The following is a 12,924-nucleotide window of genomic DNA, read 5'->3' as shown; positions in this document are numbered from 1 at the left end:
CTCCTCAATACTTATTATTTTTGCTGGAAAGACAGAATCTCATGCCCGAAAATATCGAAAACATACAACAAAAAATAGAAGATCTGAGAAGAGAACTGCATCAGCATAACGAAAACTATTATCTTCTGGACACCCCTACGATCACAGATTTTGATTTCGATATGCTGCTCGAAGAGCTCAGAGACTTGGAAGCAAAATATCCTGAATTTTATGATGAAAACTCTCCCACGATGAGAGTGGGCGGAGGCATCACAAAAGTTTTCCCTACCGTTCAACATAAATTCAGAATGTATTCTCTTGATAACTCTTATGATTTCGACGATCTTGAAGACTGGGAAAAAAGAATCATTAAAGCTATTGATGAGCCTGTAGAATTTGTAGCCGAACTGAAATATGATGGCGCTTCCATTTCCATTTTATACGAAAACGGAAAGCTTGTTCAGGCAGTAACGCGCGGTGACGGTTTTCAGGGTGATGAAATTACGGCTAATGTGCGTACTATTTCAGATGTTCCGTTAAAGCTGAAAGGTGATTTTCCGGATCATTTTTTTATGCGTGGTGAAATTTATTTAACCCGGAAAAATTTCGAAAAAATCAATAAACAGCGTGAAGAAGACGGCCTTGATCCGTTCATGAACCCTCGAAATACTGCCAGCGGAAGCCTTAAAATGCAGGACAGCGGCGAGGTAAGAAAGCGCGGACTTTCATCAGTTTTATACCAGTATATTTCCGAAGAAATTCCTGCAGAATCTCATTGGGAACTGCTGGAAAAAGCAAAATCATGGGGCTTTAAAACATCGCAACAGGCAAAACTTTGCAAAACATTAGCCGAAGTAAAAGAATTTATCAATTACTGGGATATTGAAAGGCATAATCTTCCTTTTGAAATCGACGGAATCGTTTTAAAGGTTAATTCCTTACAACAGCAGCGGCAGCTGGGCTACACGGCAAAATCCCCACGCTGGGCAATGGCTTATAAATTTAAGGCCGAAAAAGTGGAAACCGAATTGCAGAGTGTTTCTTACCAGGTGGGAAGAACCGGGGCCATTACTCCTGTAGCCAATCTTAAGCCCGTATTACTGGCAGGAACGATTGTTAAAAGAGCTTCACTCCACAACGAAGATATTATTAAAAAACTTGATCTTCATGAACATGATTTTGTGTATGTAGAGAAAGGCGGCGAAATTATTCCTAAAATCGTAGGCGTAAATACAGAAAAAAGAACTGCCGAAAGCAAAGAGATAGAATACATCAAACATTGCCCGGAATGCGGAACGGAACTGGTAAAAATCGAAGATCAGGCCATCCATTTCTGTCCGAACGAGCTGCACTGCCCGCCTCAGGTAGTGGGAAGAATGATTCATTATGTTTCCCGAAAGGCTTTAAATATTGATAATCTCGGTAGCGAAACCATTGAACAGCTCTACAGGGAAAGGCTCATTGAAAACCCTGCAGATTTTTATGTGCTGAAAAAAGAACAACTCCTTCCTTTGGAAAGGATGGCGGAAAAATCTGCCCAGAATATCATCTCCGGAATTGAAAAATCCAAGGAAATCCCTTTTGAAAAAGTACTTTACGGAATCGGGATAAAACACGTGGGAGAAACGGTTGCCAAGAAACTGGTTAAAAATTTCCCAACCATAGAAGAACTTAAAAATGCCACAGTGGAAGAGCTTTGCCAGGTGGAAGATATCGGAACCAAAATCGCAGTAAGCATTGCCGATTTTTTTGCCAACCCCGAAAACATCCTGATGATTGAAAGGCTGAAATCGTACGGCGTTCAGCTGGAAAAAGTCGAAAGCACGAATGAAGTTTTATCTAATGTCCTGGATGGGAAAACGTTCCTTTTTACCGGGAAATTATCCTTGTTCACCAGGGAAGCGGCAGAAGAAATGGTGGAAAAGCACGGCGGAAAAAATATTTCGGCAGTTTCTAAAAATCTGAATTATCTGGTGGTAGGAGAAAAAGCCGGCAGTAAGCTGAAAAAAGCCCAGGATATCGGAACGATTGAAATTCTGGATGAACAGCAGTTTCTGGATTTGATTGATAAAAAATAATGATAGAAAGCTGTTTTCGGGACAGCTTTTTTTAAATTTTCAAAAATGACTTCATTCATATTCCATTAAAAAGATTTTATCTAAATTTATTTGATTATCCGTTATTAATCATAATTGTAACGCAAAGATTTTATTTACAAATAACTGTTTTTAGGTTGCAAAGTCATTAACACTTAGCTAAGAACTCAAAGTTTTTCAATTATGACAAACTACGGACAACCATAAATTTATTCTGGCTATTAAAATAATGACGTATGGAATTTCTAAAAGACCACTCCATCCAAAATGAACTGCTGCTTATTTTTATATCTGTAGTTCTTGGAATCCTGATTGGTGCGGAACGTGAATACCGCAACAAATCTGCCGGGCTGCGGACTTTCATCCTGATCTGCTTCGGGTCGTGTCTGTTTACGATTCTTTCTATAAAAATCGGGGTTGATGATCCGGATCGTATCGCCGCCAATATCATTACTGGAATCGGTTTTCTGGGAGCCGGCGTTATTTTTAAAGGAGACAATAAAATAGACGGCATTACTACAGCTACCACAATATGGGCAACAGCGTCCATCGGGATGGCAGTTGGATCAGGATATGTTTATCTTGCATTTCTGGGAACCGTTTTAATTTTACTGATTCTTAGTATTTTAACCCGTTTTGAAAAACTGATCGACAGGGAGCATAAAATCCGGGAATACAAGATTGCTGTTACCCATTATGATGACATGCCGTATTGTGAAAAGCTTTTCAGAAAACATCACCTTAAATATTCCATCTCAAAACAACAGTATACGCAGGGGAATATTTCTACAACATGGACTATTACCGGGAAAAACATTAATCATGAAGCTTTAATGAAAAGCCTGATGGAAGATGAGCGCATTATTGCCTATGAATTTTAGCAATAAATCTTTTTTTATTGAACCGCAAAACTTACAAAAGCTATTTACGCACATAAGTTAATTTAAATTAAAAATAAAGCTTCGCAATTAGTTCAGAACCCTTTAGTTTTAACAAATCTGATTTTTTCTTTTGAAAGGTTTTTATCACTTACGAAACGTCTGATATTACATCTTTTGATTCTTTTGCGGTTAAATTTAGATTGCTTAAAAAACGCAGTGTATTTTTTTCTCAATTTTAAATTTTTCAGTGAAAATTTTTATCTCAATATCATCAACAGTGTACGCAATAGCTATTAGCAAAAATCTATAAATTACTCATTTTCAACAATAAATAAACAATACACCGCAAAATTCCAAACTCATATTTTCTTCGTAAATTGGAGCAAAATTTTGATTATGACGAAAAAGATACTTTTATCCGTATTTCTTTTGCCTGCTGTAATGACTTTTGCACAGCAATACGGAGGAATGTGGATCCCGACAGAGCTGAATGAAAAGGAAATGAAAGATCTGGGAATGAAAATCTCTGCAAAAGACATCTTCAACCCCCAAAAAGCAAGCATTAAAGATGCCGTAGTGCAGTTTAATGGCGGATGTACTGCAGAAATCATCTCTCCGAAAGGGCTTCTGCTTACCAACCATCATTGTGGTTACGGACAGATCCAGGCGCATTCTACCGTTCAGAACGATCTCTTATCAAACGGTTTTTGGGCTAAAAATACGGAAGGCGAGCTTCCCAATCCTGATGTAAAGGTTGATTTTATCGTAGATATTAAAGAAGTGACCGGGCAGATTCTTCAGGGAACAGACAATCTTACGGAACCTGAACTTTCAAAGCAGATCGCTAAAAATATCGAGATTTACAAAAACTCACAGAAAATTGAACCTTACCAGTCGATTTCCGTAAAATCAATGTATTACGGGAATAAATTTTACGCCTATACCATTGAAACTTACAAAGACATCCGCCTCGTTGGAGCTCCGCCGCAAAGCATCGGAAAATTCGGATCCGATACTGACAACTGGGTTTGGCCGAGACATACCGGAGATTTCTCCATGTTCAGGATTTATGCCGATAAAAATAACAAGCCTGCGGAATATTCTAAGGATAATGTTCCTTATGTGCCTAAACATTACCTTCCGGTTTCGATTAAAGATAAGAATGAAAATGATTTCACCTTCGTATTCGGTTTCCCGGGAAAAACTACAGAATATCTTCCTGCCATTGCTGTTGAAAAAATCATGAAAGAGATTGATCCTGCAAGGATTGCAGTGAGAGATGTTGCCTTAAAAACGCTGGATGAAAAAATGCGTACCGATGATGCCACGCGTATTCAGTATGCTTCCAAGTATGCTTCTGTAGCCAACTATTGGAAAAAATGGATCGGCGAAGTGGAAGGTTTGAAGAAATCGAATGCCGTAGAGAAAAAAATGAAATATGAAGCTTCTTTAGCCGCTAAAAATCCTGAGATTAAAAGCACTTTAGATCAGTTAAATAAATTATATAATGACCAGGCTCCTTTTGCTTTAAACAATGCATACTACTCTGAAACCATCAGAAATGCAGAGACTTTGATGCTTGCCAATCTGTATTACAACTACATTGCTGCCGTAGAAGCTGGAAGAATGGATGAAAAAGGGACAACTGCTTTAAAAAACAAGTTAACCGCTTTTTATAAAGACTACAATGCTGAACTTGATGCGAAAGTAACAGCAAAATTACTGGCTCTGTATGCCAACAAAACAGATGCCCAGTTCTTACCTGCCGGATTTGAAAAGTATAAAAATGAAGCGCAAAACATTCAGGTTATTGAAGATGCTTCTAAAAATTCCATCATTACCGGAAGAAATGAAGTGAACGGTGCTTCTTTAAGCAAGGAAATTGAAAAAGCATTTTCCAACCAGGATAAATTAATCAAAACCCTTAAGAAAGATCCTGTTTTCCAGATTTACACTGCACTCAGAGATACTTATATGACCAAAGCTGATCCTCAGTTTATGGCACTGCAGACGAAAATTGATGCGCTCCAGAAAACCTATATGGCTCAGCAAATGGCTACCGATAAAGACCGAAAATTCTTCCCGGATGCCAATTCTACAATGCGTGTAACCTATGGAAAAGTAAAAGGCTCTTCCCCAAGAGATGCCGTTTCCTATCATTATCAGACGCATTTAGCCGGTGTTATGGAAAAATATGTTCCGGGAGATTATGAATTTGATGTTCCTAAAAAACTGATTGATCTTTACGACAAAAAAGATTTTGGAATTTATAAGGATAAAACAGGAGATGTTCCCGTAGGATTTACAGCAACCAACCATACAACGGGAGGAAACTCTGGAAGCCCTGCACTGGATGCTTATGGAAACCTCGTAGGATTAAATTTCGACAGACAGTGGGAAGGAACGATGAGTGATATTAACTACGACCCACGTTTCAGCAGAAATATTATGGTGGATACGAAATACATTCTTTTCATCGTTGATAAATTTGCCGATTCCAAATGGCTGATTAATGAAATGAAAATTGTGAAATAGTTTTAATTAAAACAATTATAAGCCCCGAAAGTTTCCTTTCGGGGCTATTTTTTAAGTATTCAGATTGCTTCTACAAGCTCAGCATGACATTTCTATACTATCTATCTGTAATTTATTTTAAAGCTAATTATAGTGGTATCGTTCTAAACTTGGTGAACCATTTCAAGATTATTTTAACACATTGTGCATTTTGCAGATGCTGCCAAGTAAATGATAATTAAATTTTAATGTCCGAAAATATCCTTTAAAGTCACTTCTTTGAAGCTGCCCATCTGGTTCACCGCCTCCATATTCAGGTTTTCTTTTTTTCCGATAATGGCTGTGTTAAACCGCACCGATTTAATGTAAGTATTATAAAACTCTTTAACATCTTCAAAAGTCAGGCTTTCAATCTGCTGATAAATATCTTTTCTGAAATCATGGAAAACATTCAGTTTTTTCAGTTTCAGGGTATTAAAGAAAATATTGGTTCTGGTAATTCTTGTGGAAGCAATCTGCTTCAATGCCGCATTTCTTGCGTTTTCAAACTGTGCCGGAACTTCAGGAAGCTCTGCCATCAGTTCGGAAAGGGTATCTACCGCAATCTGCAGCTTATCCGGCTGGGTTCCGATGTACGTTGTGATATAATCCGGATGGTTCAGCTCCGAATTGGCCGCATAGGAAACATACGCAGAATACGCAAGACTTTTACTTTCACGGATTTCCTGGAAAACAATCGAAGACAGTCCTCTTCCAAAGTATTCGTTAAACACATTAATTTTTCCGAAATTTCCGGTATTCACCGGCTGTCCTCTTCCAATCCTGCTCATTTCCATCTGTACCATGTCGTAGTTTGTGAAATATACGTTTCCGGCAGTTTCCGGCTCAGGATATATTTTAGGTTCAGGCACGGCCCTGCTTTCCGGCTCAATATAATTGCCAATATAGTTTTTAAAACCATTAAAGTTCTTTCCATAAAAGAAAACCTGATAGGGAAATTTGAATAAATTTCTCATTCGTTCTGTAAACACCTCAACATTACTGCTTTCCAGCTCTTCTTTTGAAATAATATCCGTAAACCTTGAAAATGCACCGAGCTTGGTATAATTCGTTAAAGCCGTCATGATTCGGGCTTTGTCTTTTTTTATTGCGCCCCGGTTTTCAAGCACCGTTTCTACAAACTGGCTGTAAATTTCCTGATCCGGCTGTACTTCTTTCATCCAGTGCTGCAGCAATTCAATTCCTTCAGGAATATTTTCTTCAAGTCCCGTTAATGAAATAGTAAGCTGATCGTTCGTTGTTTTAAAATCATTAGTAATCCCGATTTTAAAGAATTCTTTTTTAAGATCATCAGGAGAAAATTTTCCGGTTCCCAAATATTGAAGAATTTGTGTCGAAATACCGAGATCCCTGTCATGATCGCTCCCGAAAGGAAAAATAAAATGCACCTGGGCAATATCATTGCTTTTATTATTTACGAAACTCAGCTTTTTATCTTTAATGGTATCGGTTAAAATTTCTTTTTGATAATCGATAAATTCTGGCTGGATATCATCCGTTTTCTCTGCTAAAATATCACGGAGAAACTCAGATTGCGCTTCACGGTTGATCTTCACCGGTGTAATTCCCGGATTTTCAACACGGATTAATTTATCATTGGTTCCTTTTTCTTTATTAACGATGACATAATTTTCTTTAAAAAATTCATTGGCAAAATTTACAACCTCTTCCTTCGTAATGGCTGCATATTCATCCATTTCGTTCAGTTCCTGCTCCCAGGTTCTGCCTTTAATGTAGGTGTCGTAAAGGTTGGTTGCCAGTCCGTCTGCTGTTTCCAGCGCCTTCATTCTCTGAACTTTAAAATCATTGATGATGGCGGTGAGCATCCAATCCGGAAAAGCTCCTTTTTTCACCAATTCAACCTGCTCCAGCACCAGTTTCTTTGCTTCGTCCAGCGTCTGCGTTTCCTTCGGAACCGCAACAATGGAAAAATATCCGTACTGCTTTAATCCTACCGAATAAGCCTGTCCCCAAAGCAGTTTCTGGGTTTGGTTGATGTTCAGGTCTATTAATCCGGCCTCTCCCCTGTTGCTCAGAATATTGGCAACGATATCGGCAAGCATGGCTTCCTTTGTTCCGTAGCTTTTGGTTCTCCAAGCCAGCTGAACTCTTGGTGTGGTCGGACTTTTAACGGTTCTTTCTATAATTTCCGTGATGGGCTTTTCTGTAACAGCCTTTTTTTCAGGCAATTCACGATAAGGAATTGTTCCGAAATACTGATCGACCAGTTTAATGGTATCTTCAAAATCAAAATCTCCCACCAAAACCATTGCATAATTATTCGGGACGTAATATTCATCAAAATATTTATGAATCGCTTTCATGGAAGGGTTTTTCAGATGTTCCGCCTTTCCGAGGGTGGTTTGCTGCCCGTTGGGATGATTGGGGAAAAGCGCATCCATCAGCTCGTACTGAACCAGCCTAGAATCGTTGTCCTGCGCCCTGTTGAATTCTTCATACACCGACTCCAGCTCAGTATGGAAAAGCCTCAACACCAATTCAGAAAATCTTTCTTTTTCAATTTTCAGCCACTTTTCAAGTTCATTATTGGGGATATTGTTTTTATAAACCGTTTCGTCAAACCAGGTGTGTGCATTGGTTCCCGTAGCGCCTAATGAAGAAATTGCCTTGTCATATTCATTCGCAATAGCGTACTGGCTTGCTTCCTGAGAAAGCTCGTCTATCTTCCGGTAAATATTTTTTTTCTTTTCCGAATCAGACGTTGCCTTATGCTCTTCATACAAATCTGAAATCTGCTTCAGCAATTCGCTTTCTTTTTCCCAATCCTGAGTACCGAGTTTCGAGGTTCCTTTAAACATCATGTGCTCCAGATAATGTGCCAATCCTGTATTATCGGCCGGATCATTATTGCTTCCCGTACGCACCGGAATATAGGTCTGGATTCTCGGAGCGTCAAAATTCTGGGCAAGAAAAACCTTTAACCCATTTTTTAAAGTATAAATTCTAACGTTATTTTCATCATGAGAAACGGTAATGTATTCGTAATTTCCATTTGTATGAATCGTTTCACTGTATTTTTTATCTGCCATATCAATCATTTTCATTCCTACATCAGAATGCCATACAAATGTAAGGAATAGAAAATGAACTATGTATGTTTTATCATGATTAGCTTTTTTTAAAAAGTTATTTTTTAAATGAAGCATTATTATTCAATCAACTATAAATTCCTATTTTTATTAATAGACTTTATTAAATTATCAGCTGAATCGGAATCTTATTTCAACAGAAAAAGAACACTTTTTCTTATATTTGTCTTTATGGACAATATGGACGCAACACAGGATAAAAGATTATTTCTCATTGATGCTTACGCGATGATTTTCAGAGGATATTACGCTCTGATCAGAAATCCCAGACTTACCAGCAAAGGTTTGGACACTTCAGCTATTTTCGGATTTACCAATTCCCTGATTGAATTGATCAGAAGGGAAAGGCCTACTCATCTGGCTGTGGTTTTCGATGTGGGTGAAGCAAGCATAAGAACGGGAGATTTTTCAGAATATAAAGCCAACAGAAGTGAAACACCGGAAGCGATTCAGAATGCCATTCCATATATCCACAGAATCCTGCAGGCGATGCATATTCCTATCCTGGGCGTTCCGGGCTATGAAGCAGATGATGTGATCGGAACCATTGCGTGTAAAGCTGAAAAAGAAGGCTATACAACATTTATGGTAACTCCCGACAAAGATTTTGCGCAGCTTGTTACCGATAAAATTAAAATTTATAAGCCGGGATTAAAAGGCGGTGATATTGAAATTTTAGGCGTAGAAGAAGTAAAAGCCAAATATGAGATTGAAGACCCAAAACAGGTTATTGATTTCCTGGCAATGATGGGAGATTCTGTAGATAACATTCCCGGGCTTGACGGGGTGGGTGAGAAAACAGCCATGAAATTCCTGAAAGAATTCGGAAATATCGAAACCCTTTTAGCCAATACCGACAAATTAAAAGGTAAATTAAGAGAAAAAGTAGAAGCTTCAGCAGAAAGAGGAATTTTATCCAAAAAGTTAGCGACCATTATTTGTGATGCGCCTGTAGAATTTCATCAGGAACAGTATGACCTGGATACACCTGATTTTGAAAAGGTAAAAGAAGTTTTTGATGAAATAGAATTCAGAAGGCTGTATGAAAACCTTTACCGTGCCTTTGCTCCTGCAGCTACGGGAACTGCTGTCGTTGCAGAAATAGATGTTACCATTGCCGAAACACCGCAGCAAAAGGTGGCACAGGCAGTTGGGCAGCTCGATCTGTTTGCCACATATGAAGAACTTGATCAGGCAACTTCCACAAAATCTACCATTGAACAGAACGACCATCTGTATCAATTTATCGATAATCCGAAAGCGCAGAAAATTCTTGTTGAAAATTTATTAAAACAACGTGTCGTCTGCTTTGATACTGAAACTACTTCTCTCAACGAACTGGAAGCCGAGCTGGTGGGAATGAGTTTTAGTTACAAAAAAGGGTTAGCCTATTACATTCCGCTATCTGAAGATCAGGGTGAAGTATTGCAGACGCTGGAGATTTTCAGGCCGTTTTTCGAAAAGGAAGATCTGATCAAAGTAGCACATAATTTAAAATTCGACTATAAAATCCTGAAAAGATATAATATCACCGTGAAGGGCGCAATGTTCGACACGATGATCGCACATTATCTCCTGAATCCTGACGGAAGACATGGAATGGATTATCTTTCTGAAATATATTTGGGCTATAAACCTGTTTCCATTGAAACGATTATCGGGAAAAAAGGGAAAAAACAGGGAAGTTTCCGGGACGCAGATCTCAGGACCCAAACCGATTATGCAGCAGAAGATGCTGATGTAACTTTCCAGCTGTATGAGCTTTTTGCTCCACAGCTTAAAAAAGAGAATTTGGAAGATTTATTCTTCAAAATAGAAATGCCGCTGATGGAGGTTTTGGCTAAAATGGAACTGGCCGGAATTTCGTTGGATGAAAAATGGCTGGCTCAGGAAAGCATAGACCTGGAAAACGACCTGAAGCAGCTGGAAGCGAAAATTTTCGAGCTTTCCGGAGAAGAATTCAACGTCAATTCCCCGAAACAGCTGGGTGATATTCTTTTTGAAAAACTTCAGCTGGATCCGAAAGCCAAGAAAACGAAAACCGGGCAATATGCGACTTCGGAAGATATTCTGCAAAAACTGGCTTCCAAACATGAAATTATTCAGCATATCCTTGAGTACAGAACGTATCAGAAATTAAAATCAACCTACGTTGATGCCCTGCCTTCGCAGATTGAAAAATCGGACAACCGCGTTCATACGAATTTCTCGCAGACTACTGCCGCAACGGGCCGTCTGGCGAGTGTCAATCCGAATCTTCAGAATATTCCGATCCGAACGTTGAGAGGCCAGCAGATCCGTGGCGCTTTTGTGGCGGGAGAAGGGAAAAAAATCATTTCTGCAGATTATTCACAAATTGAACTTCGCCTGATCGCTGAAATTTCAGGAGAAGATAATATGATTAAGGCTTTCCAGAACGGAGAAGATATTCACGCTTCTACTGCGGCAAGACTTTTTGATATCCCGCTTGAAGAGGTTTCAAAAATCCAGAGAAGCCAGGCTAAAACTGTGAATTTCGGAATTTTATACGGACAGGGCGCTTTTGCCCTTGCAGAGCAGACCGGATTGTCCAGAAGCGAGGCAAAACAGATGATCGATGCGTATTATGCTACTTATCCTAAACTGAAAGAATATATGGCAGAGCAGGTGAAAAGAGCCCGTGAAATTGGTTATGTAGAAACGATCTTAGGAAGAAAGCGTCATTTGAAAGATATTAATTCCAATAATTTTGTGGTTCGCGGACATGCGGAAAGAAATGCTGTAAATGCTCCGATTCAGGGAAGTGCCGCCGATGTGGTAAAAATGGCGATGATAAAAATTCAGAAAGAACTGGAAAAGGAAAAGTTAGAAACCAAAATGCTGCTTCAGGTACACGACGAATTGGTTTTTGAGTCTCCGGCTGACGAAATTGAAATCGCCACCAACATCATCAAAATGGAAATGGAAAATGCGATTGAAACGCAGGTTCCGTTATTGGTAGAAGTGGGAGTTGGAAATAACTGGCTGGAAGCGCATTAAGTTTAAACTGTGCTTCGACAGGCTCAGCATGACAATGTTAATACTAACTGTTAATTTGAAACGGTGAATTTTTAGTATTGTTATGCGCAATCTGTCGAAGCATTTTTATTATCTGTTGTAAGAATGTGGAAACTTTATTTCTCTAAATTTTCAATTTCCCGATTCATCTTTTCTTCCCAGCCTTTTCCGTTTCTTTTTTCGAGGTAAGGTTTTACCGTTTCTTTATATTTTTGTTGTCCTTCAATATCAATTACATCAACCGTGCAGCCTGTATTGAAATAGCTTATCCCGAATTTTTTCCGGATACTGTCTATTTTATTCCGTGTTTTTGGATCATATTCCGGAATAGAAAGCCCACCTGCAAACCGGTACATAATTTTGTCTTTTTTGACATCTTCTTTTGCCTGCTTAATATATTCACTTTCAGATCGTATGATTGCTTTTCGGGTTGAGATGTAAGTTGTTGCATCAAAATAAGCAATAACTGTTAATAATACTCCGCAGAGTGTGGAATATACTAAAAGAAATTTATTTTTCGGATTTATATTTTTAATTCTCAGATGGCTAACCAGCCATGCAATCAAGGCAAACAAAGCTAAAGCGATTAAAATGTATTGGGGCCTGCTTTCCGACGCAACCGTCCAAACGTCAGGTTTCATGGGATATATAATCAGATAGCCGCCTAAAGTATGCACTGCGATAAGCAACAGTACAATAACAATAGTGATAATGAGCAGCTTTTTTGAAACCATGATTTAATTTATGATAAAGCGAAGGTAAAAGAGAACAGGTTGAAAATATGTTTATGCACTAAATTCAATTCCACCAACATACGTCAGGGAGAAGAAATCGTTTTCAACAGAAACCGGTTTCGGAACCTGGCCCTGATTTAGGAAGATGATAGCATTTACTTCAAATTTCAGATTGATTTCATTGAGTCTATTCACAAGTATCGGAAGCCATTGTTCGGCAAAGGAATATTGAGCAAATTTTTCGTAAATGGTTCTGTTTCCGTCTTCAAAACCATATTCTACAAAATCATGATCAAGCCACACTACATCCTGAGAAGCGGCAAATTTTGAAATATGGGTGTCATCAGATTCTTCAAGGAGATAATAGTTTTCATCTTCTTCCACAAAATCGTAAAAATCTTCTTCACTGTTGAAATTTCCTACCCAAAAATCTAATGTGTCTGTATGCATTGTTAATCTTTTCTTGTTTAAAGCTTCAAAGTTAGGATATTATTTGCAGATGTTTAAAATAGAT

The 12,924-nt window shown here is 38.5% G+C and carries 7 protein-coding genes; 4 read left to right on the top strand and 3 right to left on the bottom strand.

Annotation, left to right across the window (positions count from 1 at the left end):
- Window positions 1-41: 41 nt before the first annotated feature.
- The 3 genes from ligA to SOP96_RS07230 all read left to right on the top strand — a co-directional run bounded on the left by ligA (window position 42) and on the right by SOP96_RS07230 (window position 5,491).
- Window positions 42-2,057, top strand: coding sequence for an NAD-dependent DNA ligase LigA (gene ligA, locus SOP96_RS07240; RefSeq protein ID WP_326320320.1), 2,016 nt, complete (start codon window positions 42-44; stop codon window positions 2,055-2,057).
- A gap of 254 nt (window positions 2,058-2,311) precedes the next feature.
- On the top strand, window positions 2,312-2,956 hold the full coding sequence (locus SOP96_RS07235) for an MgtC/SapB family protein (RefSeq protein WP_326320319.1): 645 nt from the start codon (window positions 2,312-2,314) through the stop codon (window positions 2,954-2,956).
- A gap of 396 nt (window positions 2,957-3,352) precedes the next feature.
- Entirely contained in the window at window positions 3,353-5,491 is a 2,139-nt protein-coding gene (locus tag SOP96_RS07230) for a S46 family peptidase (RefSeq protein WP_326320318.1), read from the top strand.
- Between the two features lie 224 nt (window positions 5,492-5,715).
- On the opposite strand, the gene SOP96_RS07225 is transcribed toward SOP96_RS07230, so the two are convergent.
- On the bottom strand, window positions 5,716-8,580 hold the full coding sequence (locus tag SOP96_RS07225) for a M16 family metallopeptidase (RefSeq protein WP_326320317.1): 2,865 nt from the start codon (window positions 8,578-8,580) through the stop codon (window positions 5,716-5,718).
- Between the two features lie 240 nt (window positions 8,581-8,820).
- On the opposite strand from SOP96_RS07225, the gene polA reads away from it, so the two are divergent.
- Window positions 8,821-11,658: a DNA polymerase I gene (gene polA / locus SOP96_RS07220; protein ID WP_326320345.1), complete on the top strand. Its 2,838-nt coding sequence runs from the start codon at window positions 8,821-8,823 to the stop codon at window positions 11,656-11,658.
- A 134-nt stretch (window positions 11,659-11,792) separates the two neighbouring features.
- Here the strand turns inward: polA and SOP96_RS07215 are convergent, their stop codons facing one another.
- Both SOP96_RS07215 and SOP96_RS07210 read right to left on the bottom strand, forming a co-directional pair.
- The gene (locus SOP96_RS07215) at window positions 11,793-12,410 is read right to left on the bottom strand and encodes an FEKKY domain-containing protein (RefSeq protein WP_326320316.1); all 618 of its coding nucleotides are present in this window, start codon (window positions 12,408-12,410) and stop codon (window positions 11,793-11,795) included.
- A 51-nt stretch (window positions 12,411-12,461) separates the two neighbouring features.
- On the bottom strand, window positions 12,462-12,860 hold the full coding sequence (locus SOP96_RS07210; RefSeq protein ID WP_326320315.1) for an immunity 22 family protein: 399 nt from the start codon (window positions 12,858-12,860) through the stop codon (window positions 12,462-12,464).
- Between the last annotated feature and the right edge of the window lie 64 nt (window positions 12,861-12,924).

Origin of the sequence: Chryseobacterium salviniae (assembly GCF_035819015.1) — a bacterium.
In the GTDB taxonomy this organism is placed as follows: domain Bacteria; phylum Bacteroidota; class Bacteroidia; order Flavobacteriales; family Weeksellaceae; genus Chryseobacterium; species Chryseobacterium salviniae.
Note: the sequence above shows the minus strand (reverse complement) of the source record. Positions and strands in the feature narration are given on the sequence as shown.